This window comes from Methanobrevibacter sp. (genome assembly GCF_017410345.1).
Taxonomy (GTDB): domain Archaea; phylum Methanobacteriota; class Methanobacteria; order Methanobacteriales; family Methanobacteriaceae; genus Methanobrevibacter.
This window is the reverse complement of sequence record NZ_JAFQQZ010000033.1, coordinates 1-15,304: the sequence shown is the minus strand read 5'-3', so window position 1 is coordinate 15,304 and position 15,304 is coordinate 1. Positions and strand designations below refer to the sequence as shown.

The following is a 15,304-nucleotide window of genomic DNA, read 5'->3' as shown; positions in this document are numbered from 1 at the left end:
AATTTTAATAGAACTGAAATTCAAAAATAAAAATTTATTTTCAAAAAGAATTTTTAGAAAATATCTGTCTTCAAAAATAGTTAGTTAGTCATCATTTATAAATTAAACAGTTTTTAAAGCTTTAAAATTGATTTAAAAGTGAAATATTGTTTTAAAATTGAAATAAAATTATAATGAAAGAGTAAATTATGAAATAATTATTATATTTGACTAAAATTAGAATTTACTAAATTAAATCAATATTTTAATAAGAATAAAAATTACAAAAATAGTTAAAAATAATAAAAAGAATGAAAGATTAGAAAATAAGATAATTAATAAGGAGATCCCTTATCCTTAATGTTGTCTCTGATTTTCTCATGCTGTTTCATTGAAAGCCCATCTTTTTGAGTGGAATTCCTTAATTTCTCAATGATTTCATTTGTAGGAGTGAGAACAGGACAGTTTTCAGTGCACATTCCGCATAAGGTGCACATATACAAGCCGGAATCAACGGAACCTTGGTTATCCTTAAGGTATTTGCTCATTGCAACACCTCTGCCACCTAAATAGCTGTGATAACCGAACTCATTCCCAACAACATTATAGACAGGACAATTCACAATGCAATTGCCGCAGCCAATGCACCAAAGGCATTCCTTGAATGCCTGTTTTCTGCCATTGTCCAGCAATATGACAGCTACCCTTTCCGCACCGTACATATTCTTTAGAAGCTTTTTCTCAATGTCCGCTGTCTTTGAAGGTCCTGCGACGATATTGATATAAGAAGTCACCGGCTTTCCGGTTGCAAATGCAGTCTCCAGCTTGGCGATAGAAACGGAATCCTCTATAAGAGGCACCAGTTTGTCTATTCCTGCAAGGACAATATGGAGCTTCTTGTTTTGAACCAGGCTGATGTTTCCCTCATTATGAACCATTAGGATGGCACCATCCTCTGCAGCGATTGAATTGGAACCGCTGATGCCTATGGAAGCCTTTTCAATCAATCCTAAAACATCAGCTCTCACAGCCTCCATAATAGGCCTTGGTACTGCAGGCAAATCCAACCCCATGGATTCATTGACAATCCCTGCGATGTCATCAACTGTCAAATGGGAAGCGGGACCAGTAGGGTGAACAGGACTGTTATCTTCCTTTTTCAATTGCAGAATTCTGTCTCCCAAGTCTGTCTCAACAATAATCATGCCCTTCTCTTCTAAAAACTGACTTGCATCGATCTCACGTAATGTATTGGATTTGGATTTCGCTATGTAAACTTCATTTGGATTTAAATTACTTGATTTAATCTCTTCATCTATTAAATCCCATAATATTTTTCGTGCTGCCTCATCATCATCTGCATAAAAGAAGTCAATGTCGTTCTCCTTCAAGCTCTCCTTTGCAATGGCTATAAGCTCTTCGTTGTTGTCTATCGCATCCTTTCTAATGTCTATGACCCTTTGCTGGAGAGCTTTTATCTTTGGAGTCTTTACAAGGGGCTCTATCCTATCCTTGAGGCCACTGAATACATGTCTCATAGATTCTATTTCCTCTTCCTTCATTGGATTTCACCCTCTTTGTCACAATCTTCAGTTAAATCCAGATGCTTAAGAACAAATTCAGACAAGTCCAAGACATCCAAATCTTGGGAATTCTGACTAAGATTCAATTTGCAGAATGGACATGCAGTCACCAATAAGTCTGCATCGGTTTGCCTAGCCTCTTGAATTCTCAAATCTGCAATTGAATTGGACAATTCCCCATAAGCGGATTTGACTCCTCCTCCGGAACCGCAGCATCTTGCCTTTTCCTTCGTATTTTCCATTTCCACAAGATTGGATATTGAGTTGATGACATTTCTTGGAGCATCATATTCCCCTGCATGCCTTCCCAAATGGCAGGAATCATGATATGTTACATTCAAATCATTGTTTCCCTTAAGAGAGATCTTATTTTCCCTGATCAGTTGCTCCAGCAATTGGGAAATGTGAATGACCTTCAAGTCAACACCAAGGTATTTCTTATAGTCTTCCTTTAATGTCTTATAGCAGCCAGCACATGAGGTGAGAATGGTTCTTCCTTCAAAATCCTCCAAATTGCCATTCATATGCTCGATAGCATCCTCTAAAAAACCGGTTCTAAGTAGCACTGAGCCACAGCACTTTTCATCTTCCAAAGTTTCATAACTGATCTTTGCGTGCCTTAAGATCCTTTCGGTGGCTTTGCTGATTGAATTCAGTTTTTCACGAGCTGTACATCCTCTAAAATACAATAACATAATAAAACCTTAATTAAACTAAATATTTAATTATTTAATGATAATAAAAATAAAAAAAAATTAAAGATGAGACATTTATTCATCTTCATCCTTATCGATATCTTCCAATTTGATTTCATCCTTAATGGCTAAAGCCCTAACCAATTCGGTTGTGTTCCTATTCAATTCATCGATTTTCACATATAGTCTGAAAATCGCATAAACAAGAAGTGCATATCCAAGAACAAGGAGGAGGTCCAATCCTCTGCCAAAACCGAAGAATCCTGCAAGGGGGTCACTGAATTTAGGTGCGAAAGCAAAGAAATTGACGATTAAACAAACTAAAACCCACAATACGAATGTGGCTGGGGTGATCTTCTTAACTCTCAATCTCCTATAGAAGTATATTATGACTATTATAGTTGCAATAACTAATAAAACCTGATATGTACGAAACGGACCTATAATAATAACACTTCCTCTTATATTCTAAATATTCTAATAATTGTAAAAACCTAATTATATCCTAAATAAGTCAATGATCATTTTACTTAAGATCTTTAATCCGACAATTGCATCTGTTCCCTTATTTTGGGTTTCTGGAGTGTAGATTGTTGTGATTGTAACTTCAACCAATCTAAGATTCTTATCGCTTATCTCCTTAATGAATTCGGATGAAACACCATACCCTCTGGAGACTATATTGATTGCATCTGCCGCTTGGGCAGTGAAGGCCCTTAGCCCAGATTGTGAATCCTTAACCTTTCTTCCGTAGAAGATTAAGGTCAATGCATTCATTATGTAGTTTGCAAAGCTTTTGCTTATTGGCATGTCCTCAAATGGCCTTGCACCGATTACAACATCAGCTTCTCCATCCTGCAATGGCTTGCAGACCTTTGGAATGTCTCCTATCTCATGCTGTCCATCAGCATCGAAGGTTACAATGTATTTTGCCCTTTTTTTAAGTGCAAGAATCATTCCTGTCTTCAATGCAGCACCCAATCCCCTATTGATTACATGGGAGACTACGAATATCTGATCGGGATACTTCCTTTTTGATTCAATGGCCAAATCTAGTGTCTTGTCTCTTGAACCGTCATTGACCAGTATCACATTATATCCCCTTTCAGCTATTCCTTCAATGATTTGGGAAACGGTCTTTTCCTCATTGAATGCCGGAACAACCAAGTAAACGTCTTTAGTGATATCTGAATTTATTTCTGACATATTATCTTAATTTTAAATAAAATTTTTAAATAAAACTTATTTTTCTAATTCTTTAATTTTAAATAAATCTTTAATAAAACTATTTTTCTAATTTTTTAAACCTAATAATCATGATTAAAATTAAAACAATTAATCATTATAAAGGACCAACATCCTCTTTTCCTTCTCTCATTCCTTTTCCTGCCTCTTTTCTCATTTGCTTAGGATGGAACATCATCTTAATGAGGTTTTGGGCATGTTCACGAGCCCTGTTGTCTGCAAGTTTCTTTAGCTCCTTAGGGTCTTCCTCCTCATCCTCATGAACGAATACCTCTAGAATGTGGGTGTTTGTCATAAGCTGAGCACGAATCAGCCCAGTGGATGCCTCATGAGCACACATCTTGTCCTTTTCCATAGGTCCAGGCATTCCCAATGCCATGACGATTTCACAGCCTTCCTCTTCAATAAGCTTTTTGCTTGCAACAGGAAGGTCTTTTACACCAGGAACAGTGACACGAATAATCTTTAGGTCTGAAGCGTTTTTCTTCAGTTCGTCAATAGCTGCAGCACCCATATCATAACGAGCAAATGTAGTATCTGCAATTCCTATTCTCATTTAACTCACCATAAATAATAATTGATTGATTAAAATAAATTTTTTAAATAAATTTTTTAATATAAATTGATTTTAATAATTTTTAATAATAATTCGATTTAATATTTTAATACATAATTAAATATGTTTCTAATTATATATAAAGTAAATTAATTGAATGAATGTTCTTTAGAAAAAATGAAAAAAAATTAAAAATTGAAAAATATTAAAAAAGAATATGAAAATCAAATCCTGTTTTGAATTGAATTGATTCTGCCTAAAATCAGATTGTCCTTAGTCAGATCATACAATATCCTATAGAAATACAATGCTCCGACATCGTTCTTCTTATTTTCCAAATCCGCACATATAATCCTTAATGTGTCTAGGATGAAAGGATTCACTCCCACTTGAATGCTTTTGGATTCTATTATCCTTTCCGCATCCCTTGCCTCAATTTCAGTATCGATTCCACGGGACTTAATATATTCAAGCTCTCTGAAAGCCTGCCTATTGAAGTCATAGTTCAGGCTGTAATCATAGAATACAGCAGCAATGTCCATTTGATTCTCCTCAATATAGAAGAATCCGAAATTCCGATAGGCTCTTGCTATATCCTCCTTCCTATAAGCGAACTTCAATGCATCCACATTATATAGGAAAAACCTATTGTAGGTTCTTGTCTTAGATTTGTAAATGTCTGCAAGGGACAATATGGTCTTTGAAGATACAGGATTGATTCTCAATGCTTTAAGCAGATATTCCTCTGCCTTTGCATAATCGTCATTTTCCAAGAGCAATGTTCCATAAATGTAATACAAGTCAAACAATGGTTCATTGAATGGGATGTAAGCCAATTCATGATTTAGGCCAATGTATTGATAGAATAAGATCTCTTCGAGAGGATTTAGGAAACTGTGATATTCCTTTTCAATGGCTTCATCCTTTTTGACATTTTTGATTCTATTGATCTTTACCTCTTTACGCCAATTGACCCTTTTATCTTCCTTTTTCGGATATGTCTGATATGACCTTGGAGCTCTGGAGAGCTTGTTTTCCTCATATCTCATATACTGTATTTCTGCAATGGACCTGTTAGATTTTAAGTCACTTTCCTTATGGTCGGATTTGCTTTCATACTTGTCTTCAAAATGACTCATGAAGCTGTCCAGCTTTTCCAAAGCCAAATCCCTTTCCTTATTTTCAATAAGTGGAATGACTTCATCAAGCATTCTGGACACATTTGTCTTCTTTGAGGTGATGCTTTCTTCCTCATGAAAAAAGTCTAAAGATTGCCAAATCAACCTTGAAATCTCCTTGATTATCTCATAAGCGGATTCATGATTCTTATAATAATCCAATTGGGATATCAGATAATCCCTATCTAAATCAGGATTTCCGCTTAAATTCCTCTTGATTTGGCTTATAATCTCTTCAGTCATTTAAATCAACACAAAAATAGGTAATTTTAAAGTTTTTTCTATTAATTTTTTTATTGATAATCCTATTTAAATAATATTATAACTTAAAAATGAGAAAAAATGATTAAAAAAATGCACAAAATGAATAAAAATAATATAAAAGAGTTAAAAAAAGTTAGAAAAAGAATGTGAAAATAATAAATAAAAAAATTAGTCCATTAAATCAAGGAACTTTCTACGTGCCTGCCCGATGGTCAATGGATAATCTCCATCGAAATCAATCTTATCCTCTTTTTCAAGGATTTCAGCAAGATGTGCCATTCTTGGAAGACGTAAATCGGCATCCCTGATTGTTTCAACATCAGAGAAGACCTCATTAGGCAATCCTTCAGCTATTATTTCACCATCACTGATGAGATAAATCTGACTAGAATATACAGGAACCAAATCCACATCGTGAGTTGAAATGACAATGGTCATTCCTTCCTTATTCAACTGATACAACAATTGAAGAATATGGGAGGCACCTTTTGGGTCAAGACCTGATGTTGGCTCATCAAGAATCATGAGCTCAGGTTTCATGGCCAGAATACCTGCAATGGCCACTCTTTTCTTTTGACCACCGCTTAAGTGATGAGGAGATTTCTTTTCAAATCCAGCCATTCCAACCTTTTCAAGGGAATCCTTTACCCTTTGTTCGACCTCTTCAATAGGCAATCCAAGGTTCATTGGTCCGAAGGCAACATCCTCTTCTACAGTTGGAGCGAACAATTGATTATCTGGGTTCTGGAATACTATCCCTATTTTCTGACGAGCATTCATAAGACTTTCCTTATCATATTCCAACTTCTCACCATCAATATAAATCTCACCGGACTTTGGTATATGGATTCCATTGAAATGCAAAAAGAGTGTGGATTTTCCAGCTCCGTTCCTTCCTAAAAGAGCTATCATTTCTCCTTTTTCCACTTTAAAGTTAATGTTATTTAGTGCCCTTGTCCCATCAGGATATTCGTAAACTATATTTCTTGCCTCTAAAATACTAAAACCTCCAACTAATATTTACTTTTATATAAATAAAAGTATTTAAATGTTTTAAAAGTAATAAAAAACCCTCTAAAATCTTAAAAAAAGTAATACTATCGAATAAATGTTACAATTGGGTTTCAATTACATATTTCAAAAGCAATTTCATTGAATGCCAATCATCTCTCTTGAATTGATTTTCCAAAATTGAATCGGAGACCTTTAAAACTGTTTTCTTGCTTAGCAATCCACATCTGTATTGGTCCAAGAGATGAATGATCAATGAGACATTTGCAACAAGCTCCGGATTTTTAGAGACTTCAATCAATGAGATGACAAATTCCCTTTTATCATCTTCATCATCCATTTTTACATAGTTCTGCAAGTAATTCTTGTAAAAATCATCCAAATCATATTGGTATCTGTCCAGTCTGACCAATGCATTCAACTGATAAGTTGGAGTCAACCATTGCAGTTTAGCCAAAGACTCTTTAATAGAGCTAATTACCGCTTTTCCTATAAGCTCCCCTATCTTTGCATGCTTGCTCACATTGTCTGTAAAGTTTTCGCTTTCAAGATTAGAGAAAATTGCTATTCCATCTGTGCCTGTGCCTGTGGCTATCTCATTTGAATAGTTGCTTGATATCATCAATTCCCTAAGGGCCACCGCTTTTGCCTCAACAGCAATCATCTCTGCCAAAAGAAGTGAACTTTCATCCAGTTTTGTATTGATCAGAAGGATTGTATTGATTGTTCCAGGCTTATTCGGATCTTGATTGTTATCTGAATCCTTATCCAAATCGTATCTGTAATCTGCATTGATTTCATAATAGGAAGCAATGTCTCCTGCTGAAACCGCATTCACTCTGGCACCTGCTGTTGTGATTGCAATCACTTCAATATCCCTGTACTTTTCACAGGCAATTGAATAATGGCCCATGTCTGCAGATGTGATGAGACCGCTTAATTTGTCGCTTCTCAAATCCAAATCATTGGAAAAACTGGAAGACAGGTCATTTAGGAAATCCAATATGCCTCCATCCCCATATTTGTCAATGTTCTCTTGGGATAGCTGATGATTGAAAACGGCAGATAAATCCTCATTGTATCCTCCATTTAACCAAGAAGTGACTATTCCATTCCTTTTAGGACCGAACTTGACAAGCACTGTGTCTGAATTCTTAAGTATTTCATCACCATCACTTGTCTTAAGCAATAATTCAAATTCTTGGTTTTCATCAATTGACATAGGATTCCTCAAAAAAATAGTTTTATTAAAAAAATTAATTTTATCTTTTCTAATTATAATTTATAAAAAATAGTATTTAAATTTAATAAAAAAATGAAATAATTGAATAGAAATAGAATAAAAAAAGTAAAAAAATAATTAAAAGAAGGAAAGGAAAAGAAAAACCAGTTGGAATTATTCCCAACTAGTGAAAAGAGTTTTGGTCCAGGTTTTACGAGCCGAAGGCGAGTAAAAGCTGGGAAAAAGTTTTGGTCAAGGTTTTGCAGGCCGAAGGCCTGGAAAAGCTTGTTAGACAGCATCCATACCTCTTTCCCCAGTTCTGATCCTGATAACTTCCTGAACATCTGAAACGAATATCTTTCCGTCTCCGACTTCCCCTGTACGTGCGCTTTCCACAATCACATCAAGGATGCGTTCCAGATCCTCATCATTCACAATCAGTTCAAGACGTGTCTTTGGAATGAGGTCAATGCAATAGCTGGAGCCTCTATAGGATTCCCTGATTCCCATTTGCCTTCCTCTACCTTTGACCTCAAAGACATTCATTCCTTCACAGCCTGCATCGAGCAATGCCTTCTTAACGCTTTCAAACTTTTCCTCACGAATGACAGCAATTATCCTTTTCATAAATATCACAACCTAAAAACCTATAACCTATATCCTGATTCTTTGTGCAAGTTTGCATCAAGCCCTTCGATTTCAGCCTTTTCATCAACTCTGATTCCAATTGTCTTATCAAGAATCTTTGCAAGAATTATGCTGATAACGAATGCATAGACTGCAGTTACTATAATACTGATGATCTGTATTGTAACTTGGCTAGGATTTCCGAATATCAAACCTGCAGCCCCATTGATTGCAGGTGAAGCGAAAATACCTGTAGCCACTGCCCCCCATACACCAGAGAGCCCGTGGACTCCAAATACATCCAAAGCATCGTCGTAGCCTAATTTTGATTTCAAATAGTAAATTGCGAAGTAGGATACGAATGCTGTTACAAAACCAATGATTATTGATGCTGGAACATCCACAAATCCTGCTGCAGGAGTGATTGCAACAAGTCCAGCAACACCACCGGTAATCGCACCTAACATGGTAGGCTTTCCGACTTTAACGCTATCGAGTATTACCCAAGTGATGAGTGCAGTTGCAGCTGAGATGTTTGAAACCAAGATAGCGGAAGCTGCAAGCCCATTAGCTGCAAGAGCGGAACCGCCATTGAATCCCATCCATCCGAACCATAGGAATCCTGCACCTAAGACAGAGTAACCTAAGTTATGAGGTAGCAATGAAGGATTTTTCCTTTTTCCAAGAACAAGTGCCAATGCAAGTGCTGTTACACCTGAGTTGATGTGGACTACAGTACCTCCTGCAAAGTCCAAAGCACCCATTTGCATCAGCCATCCTCCTCCCCATACCCAATGGGCTATAGGGATGTAGACTATAGTCACCCATGCAATTATGAAAATTATCCAAGCGGATGTCTTCATCCTTCCTACGATAGCTCCAGAAATAAGAGCTGCGGTAAGACCTGCAAATGTCAATTGGAATACAATAAAGAGTATTGTAGGAATTGATCCAGTCAAGTCATTGACGCCGATTCCAGACATGAAGAAATGTGCAGGCTCAGCAATCAAACCGCTTATGCTCACATCTCCAAAAGCAAATGGATATCCATAAGCCACCCATATGATACTTGCTATGGAGAATGCTATAAATGTTAAAAACATTGTATTCAATACGTTTTTCCTTTTTGTAAGACCACTATAAAAGAAAGCTACTCCAGGGATGCTCATCAATAGAACCAAAATGGTTGCTATGAGGATCCATGCAGTATCTCCTGTACTTAACATAACCATATTATCATTTTCTCATATAATCAATTAATAAATAAAAATTAAGGAAATAATCACTAAGTTTTTCTACATAAAATCATTTTTTTATTTCCTATCGGAAGGCGGCTTCCGACTTCCGACATATTAGTATTTGTTTTCATAGTATATAAATATTCCGTATGAAAAAACTGCTAAAAGCCTAAAAAAATGGAAATAACTAAATAAATGAAAGAATTAACATAGATAACTGTTTTTAATGTCCTTAAGCTAAACAATCACGAAACAGAACAGGAAAAAAGACAATAAAAATAAATATTACCATAATATATAAATACTATTTAAATAAAAAATTAATAATGTATTTTAATTTATATATAATATAATGAGTTCAAAGAGGTGAGAATTTGAAAGTTGATCGGAAAGCCAAATTCTGCATATTTTTTGTCATTGCAATCCTTGCCTTGGGATTGAGTAATTTTGCAGCTGCATTTACCGGAGATTTTGTCACATCATCCTTTCCGGGAATCAATGACACCGACAAGATGATTGCGTTGGACGATGACAATTTCGCTCCAGCAAGCATAAATGCAGTTTATGAACAAAAAAAGGTAGTAGAAGTTAACGAAACTGACAATGCAACTGATTCAAATTCCACTATAGAAGAAGATGATGACGACGATTCTGATGATACAAAACCAAATGGCAACAATCAGAACGGCAATTCAGATTCAAATAATAATGAAAATGGCGGAGGAGATAATTCAAATTCCAAACCAAAACCAAGTCATTCAGATGATGTTGATGATGAATAATTTCCCCAAATCTTTTTTTATTAAATTTACTTAACTTCTAAATTCTCTTTTTTAAATCATTTAATGTAAAATTACTCGTTAAAAGGGAATACATAATAAAATTATATTTATATCATTTAAAATAATTAATAAAAACAAATAAAATAATAAATCAAAATATTACAGAATTTAAGATAATCATGTATAAAGGTGAAACGATGAAAGAAAACAAAGAATTTGCTTTAAAGGTAAAGAGCATTAGAGAAAGACAGAACATGAGCATTGAAGAGCTAGCAGAAAAAAGTGACGTTAAATTAGAAGTTCTTCAAGCTATGGAAAATGGAGAGATTATCCCTTCCCTCACACCACTTACCAAAATGGCAAAGGCCCTTGGTGTTAGAGTCGGAACTTTCCTTGATGACACTCCACAGCTTGGTCCTGTTGTTGTAAGAGGCGGAAAACCAAACAACGTATTATACTTCTCAGGAAGAGAAGACGTTACCAATGCAAGCAATTTGGAATTCCACTCATTAGGTGCAGGTAAAATAGACAGAAACATCGACCCATATATAATTGACATCACCTATGAAAAGGAACATAAGTTATCTTCCCACGAAGGAGAGGAATTCATTTATGTATTGGAAGGTGAGATTGAAGTGGAATACGGCAAGGACAAATTCACTGTAGCTGCAGGAGACAGCATATTCTATGATTCCGTTGTACCTCATCATTTACACTCCAGTGGAGACAAAGCAAAAATATTGGCTGTTTTATACACCCCTTATTAAATTAACTATTGACTAAAAGATTGAGAATTTAACTTAATTTAACCTTTATACGGAAGCAAATTAAAAAAATAAAAATTAAAGAAGAAAATATAAAACCTGATAATTATTGAAAGGGTGAAAATATGAGTGAACTATTTACTGAACTTCCTATTGGTAAATTCTTCGAAAATATGGTTGAAAAGCAACCTGATCATGAATTTATCGTTTATCCCGACAGAAACCTAAGATTTACATATAAGGAGTTCGATGAAAGGGTAGACAATTTAGCTAAAGGAATGCTATCAATTGGAATCGAACCTGGAGACCGTGTGGGAATCTGGGCTAAAAACGTGCCGGAATGGCTTACATTTATGTTTGCATGCGCCAAAATCGGTGCAGCTATTGTAACCGTCAACACAGCTTACCAATCCCATGAACTGGAATATGTATTAGGCCAATCCGAAATGAAGGCAATCGGAATGACCGACGGATTCAGGGACACAAGCTACTTTGACATCATCCACGAACTTGTGCCGGAAATGCTTACAAGCGCAAGAGGCAATTTGAACAGCGAAAAGTTCCCTTACTTGAAGTACATAATCCATGTGGGACAGGAAAAGCACAGGGGAATGTTCAACACAAACGAATTATTGCTCCTTGGAATGAACTATGATGAAGAGGAATATCAAAAGATTAAGGATGCAGTCACACAAAATGACGTAATCAATATGCAATATACAAGCGGTACCGAAGGATTCCCTAAGGGAGTAATGCTTACCAGCCGTAACATTCTAAATGACGGATATTACATTGGAGAGAACATGAACTATACTCCTAATGACAGACTTCTATTACAAGTGCCATTATTCCACTGTTTCGGAACTGTACTCGGCGTAATGGCAGTAATCACCCATGGATCCACCATGGTTGTGCTTGAGGAATATGACCCTCTTCTTGCAATTTCATCAATTCAAAAGGAAAAATGTACCTCCGTTTATGGAGTGCCTACAATGTTCATAGGCATGATGAACCATCCTATGTTTGAGATGTTTGACATGTCATCACTTAGAACAGGTATCATGGCAGGTTCCACCTGTCCCGTTGAGACAATGAAGGATGCAATCAATAAGATGAACATGACCGAGATTACCAGCGTATACGGACTTACAGAAGCGGGACCTGGATTTACACAAACCAATGCCGCTGATTCATTTGAGAAAAAGATCAATACCGTGGGAAGAAAGTTCCCTAACATTGAAGTGAAGATTGTAGATCCTGAAACCGGCGAAGAGCTTGGACCTGGAGAAACCGGAGAGATCATGTGCAGAGGATTCAACGTGATGAAAGGATACTACAACATGCCTGAAAAGACCGCTGAAACCATCGAACCTGACGGATGGCTACACTCCGGTGACTTGGCAACCGTTGATGAAGAGGGATACTACTCCATTGTAGGACGTATCAAGGACATGATCATCCGTGGTGGAGAGAACATCTATCCAAGGGAAATCGAAGAATATCTTTTCACCCACGAATGCGTGCAGGATGTTCAGGTGGCAGGTATTCCTGATGAAAAGTACGGTGAATTGGTAGGAGCATTCATCATCAGAGAGCCTGGATTCGAAGATGTTACCGAAGCTGACATCAGAGACTTCTGCATCGGTAAGATTGCAAGATACAAAGTTCCTAAATATGTATTCTTTGTAGACGAGTTCCCACTTACCACAAGCGGTAAGATCCAGAAATACAAATTGGGAGAAATCGGATTGAAGCTTCTCGATGAGAGAAGGGCAAGAGGAGAATTATAATTCTTCTCAATTTGCTTTTTTTTCTTTTTTTAACTTTTTTAATTATTAACAGACCTATATTTTTAATAATCTTATGCTATTTTTCGACTTTAAAAACAATTCCAACTATTTTAATTTAAAATTTTTATTTAATCTTTCAAAGCAAATGAAAAACTTTTTTTAATATTAAACTAAATTAATTAATAATCATTTTTAACAATTTTATGATGGTGATGGGATATGAATAAGGAAAAGGCCAATATTTCACTTGAACCATTGGAGGATGATGATAAAGAGCAATTTATAATTGATAATCAGGAAGCATTCAATTATGGTGCTTTGGAAGAATTTGGACGATTATACGATAACTTTGAAGAAGATGGACAGATCATAGCAAGAGATACCATAGAAAAATCCATAGAGGAAGGGGAAGCATATCGCATAATGCTTGACAATGAAATAGTGGGCGGCGCAATAATTAAAGTGAATGGAGAAGAAGGGGAATTATTGATTCTATTCGTTTCTCCTAAAGCCCACAGCAAAGGAATCGGATTTGCTGCATGGTGTGAAATAGAAAAGATTCATCCGGAAGTTAGGGTTTGGGAAACTGTAACACCTTACTTTGAAAAGCGAAACATACACTTCTATGTAAACAGATGCGGATTCGATATTGTAGAGTTTTACAACAAATACAATCCAGATCCAAACGAAGAGGACTGTGAACATTCAGATGATGAAGGAATGGATGAGGAGATGTTTAGATTCAGAAAGATAATAAAAAAATGAATAGGAGTTCTCCATCATATAAGTATAATCAATTAAAGAGGCATAAAGATAATAATTTATACTATTTAATACAAATAATATAGTAATTTTAAAACAATATCAGATGATTGAAATGGATTATGATGTAATATATATTGGAAGTGGAAATGCAGCATGGCAGGGAGGCCGTTTCCTAAGAAAGGCTGGCCTTAAGATATTGATTGTGGAGGAAAGCCTATACGGTGGAACCTGTGCAAACAGAGGATGCAACTCAAAGGCATTGCTTGACGCCCCTTATGAAATAAAGGCATTGGGAGAGAATTTTGAAGGCTGTGGAAAATCAGGTGACTTTGAAGTGAACTGGCCGGACCTTATGAAATTGAAACGTGAGCGCATTGCAGGAATGGCACCATTTTTAGACAATAAGTTCAAGGAATATGACCTTGACACAGCTCATGGAAAGGGAATCATCATTGATGAGCATACCGTTCAAGTTGGAGATGAGCAATTCACAACAGAAAAGATAGTCATCTGTACAGGATTGAAACCGGTCATTCCAGACATTTCGGGAAAGGAATACCTCCATGACAGCACTGACTTTTTGGACATTGACGAGCTTCCAAAGCATGCAATCATCATAGGTGCCGGCTTTGTAGGAATGGAATTCGCTTCAATACTTGCAGAGGCTGGCCTTGAAGCTGATGTAATCATCAGAGGGGATATGGCATTGAAATACTTCCACCAGCCATATGTTCAGAATGTAATTGAAATCCTAAAGGAAAAAAACATCAGATTCCATTTCAACGAAACTGTCAATGAAATAATCAAAGACGACAGTATAACAATCAATAATCCTGAAGAAAAGGTCTTAAATCTTGAAAAGGCATTGAACACCGATGATGAATTAAGGGATCCTGATGCAAAGATTGACAATAAGGCTTATGAGAATGGATTTACAGTTAAATGTGAAAGCGGACTTGAATTGACTGGAGACTATGTCATTTCAGCAATGGGAAGGGAAGCCAATGTAGAGAACATAGGTCTTGAGAATGTAGGATTGCCATATACCAAAAGAGGAATCAAGGTAAATGAATACCTCCAGACTGATGTGCCTAACATCTATGCATGCGGTGATGTTGCAGACAGCGGAATTGCAAAGCTTGTAACAGTTGCAATCCATCAATCAAAATACCTTGGAAAGGCTTTGGCAGAAGAAAATCCGGATAAGATTATCTACCCTGTTGTTCCAGCAGTTGCATATACAATACCAAGAATTGCCACTGTTGGAGTTCCAGCCTTTGTGGCTGAAGAGATGGATGAATATGAAGTTCACAGAATCAGATATGGTAAATCATACTCATTAGAACTTAAAAACGATAGAACCGCAGAAGCAAAGGTCATTGTAGATAAGGACCTTCAGATTGTAGGTGCTGAAATCTATGCTGCAGATGCTGAGAATGTTGCAAATATGTTCACATTCATCATAAATCAGAAAATTAGTCTTGATGAGTTAGATGATATGATCTATGCATTCCCATCAAGCAGTTCAGTATGCTTGTACAAATTGCACAATATTCATTATAAATTTTAGAACATAGAATTACTCTATGTTTTAAATTTTTTTAT

Annotated in this window: 15 protein-coding genes; 5 read left to right on the top strand and 10 right to left on the bottom strand. The window is 36.1% G+C overall.

All coding sequences use genetic code 11. The features are described from left to right. Positions 1-314: 314 nt before the first annotated feature. The 10 genes from IJE13_RS04400 to IJE13_RS04355 all read right to left on the bottom strand — a co-directional run bounded on the left by IJE13_RS04400 (position 315) and on the right by IJE13_RS04355 (position 9,592). A complete protein-coding gene (locus tag IJE13_RS04400; protein ID WP_292777515.1) occupies positions 315-1,541 on the bottom strand; it encodes an LUD domain-containing protein in 1,227 nt (408 codons plus the stop codon). Continuing rightward, the gene (locus IJE13_RS04395) at positions 1,538-2,257 is read right to left on the bottom strand and encodes a (Fe-S)-binding protein (protein ID WP_292777514.1); all 720 of its coding nucleotides are present in this window, start codon (positions 2,255-2,257) and stop codon (positions 1,538-1,540) included. Before IJE13_RS04395 ends, IJE13_RS04400 begins: the two co-directional genes overlap by 4 nt. 75 nt (positions 2,258-2,332) lie before the next feature. Beyond that, positions 2,333-2,701, bottom strand: a complete 369-nt coding sequence (locus IJE13_RS04390) for a DUF2304 family protein (RefSeq protein WP_292777544.1) — start codon at positions 2,699-2,701, stop codon at positions 2,333-2,335. Positions 2,702-2,755: 54 nt separating this feature from the next. Continuing rightward, a complete protein-coding gene (locus IJE13_RS04385; RefSeq protein ID WP_292777513.1) occupies positions 2,756-3,463 on the bottom strand; it encodes a glycosyltransferase family 2 protein in 708 nt (235 codons plus the stop codon). A gap of 136 nt (positions 3,464-3,599) precedes the next feature. Further along, positions 3,600-4,058, bottom strand: coding sequence for a riboflavin synthase (ribC, locus tag IJE13_RS04380; RefSeq protein WP_292777512.1), 459 nt, complete (start codon positions 4,056-4,058; stop codon positions 3,600-3,602). Between the two features lie 224 nt (positions 4,059-4,282). After that, complete coding sequence (locus IJE13_RS04375; protein WP_292777511.1) at positions 4,283-5,479, bottom strand: hypothetical protein; 1,197 nt, start codon at positions 5,477-5,479, stop codon at positions 4,283-4,285. Positions 5,480-5,668: 189 nt separating this feature from the next. Beyond that, positions 5,669-6,499, bottom strand: coding sequence for an ATP-binding cassette domain-containing protein (locus IJE13_RS04370; protein WP_292777542.1), 831 nt, complete (start codon positions 6,497-6,499; stop codon positions 5,669-5,671). 112 nt (positions 6,500-6,611) lie between these two features. Further along, the gene (locus tag IJE13_RS04365) at positions 6,612-7,733 is read right to left on the bottom strand and encodes an adenosylcobinamide amidohydrolase (RefSeq protein ID WP_292777510.1); all 1,122 of its coding nucleotides are present in this window, start codon (positions 7,731-7,733) and stop codon (positions 6,612-6,614) included. A 288-nt stretch (positions 7,734-8,021) separates the two neighbouring features. Further along, the gene (locus tag IJE13_RS04360) at positions 8,022-8,360 is read right to left on the bottom strand and encodes a P-II family nitrogen regulator (RefSeq protein ID WP_292777509.1); all 339 of its coding nucleotides are present in this window, start codon (positions 8,358-8,360) and stop codon (positions 8,022-8,024) included. A gap of 20 nt (positions 8,361-8,380) precedes the next feature. Beyond that, on the bottom strand, positions 8,381-9,592 hold the full coding sequence (locus tag IJE13_RS04355) for an ammonium transporter (protein WP_292777508.1): 1,212 nt from the start codon (positions 9,590-9,592) through the stop codon (positions 8,381-8,383). 380 nt (positions 9,593-9,972) lie between these two features. Between IJE13_RS04355 and IJE13_RS04350 the strand changes: the two genes are divergently transcribed. The 5 genes from IJE13_RS04350 (at position 9,973) to IJE13_RS04330 (ending at position 15,269) form a co-directional block, all read left to right on the top strand. Next, positions 9,973-10,380 carry a hypothetical protein gene (locus IJE13_RS04350; RefSeq protein ID WP_292777507.1) on the top strand — a complete coding sequence of 136 codons (408 nt, stop codon included), beginning with the start codon at positions 9,973-9,975 and terminating at the stop codon, positions 10,378-10,380. Between the two features lie 197 nt (positions 10,381-10,577). Continuing rightward, a complete protein-coding gene (locus IJE13_RS04345) occupies positions 10,578-11,147 on the top strand; it encodes an XRE family transcriptional regulator (protein WP_292777506.1) in 570 nt (189 codons plus the stop codon). 122 nt (positions 11,148-11,269) lie between these two features. Beyond that, positions 11,270-12,934 (top strand): AMP-binding protein, encoded by a 1,665-nt coding sequence (locus tag IJE13_RS04340; RefSeq protein WP_292777505.1) that lies wholly within the window; start codon positions 11,270-11,272, stop codon positions 12,932-12,934. A 219-nt stretch (positions 12,935-13,153) separates the two neighbouring features. Continuing rightward, positions 13,154-13,699: a GNAT family N-acetyltransferase gene (locus IJE13_RS04335; protein WP_292777504.1), complete on the top strand. Its 546-nt coding sequence runs from the start codon at positions 13,154-13,156 to the stop codon at positions 13,697-13,699. A gap of 112 nt (positions 13,700-13,811) precedes the next feature. Further along, entirely contained in the window at positions 13,812-15,269 is a 1,458-nt protein-coding gene (locus tag IJE13_RS04330; protein ID WP_292777503.1) for an NAD(P)/FAD-dependent oxidoreductase, read from the top strand. Positions 15,270-15,304: the final 35 nt, after the last annotated feature.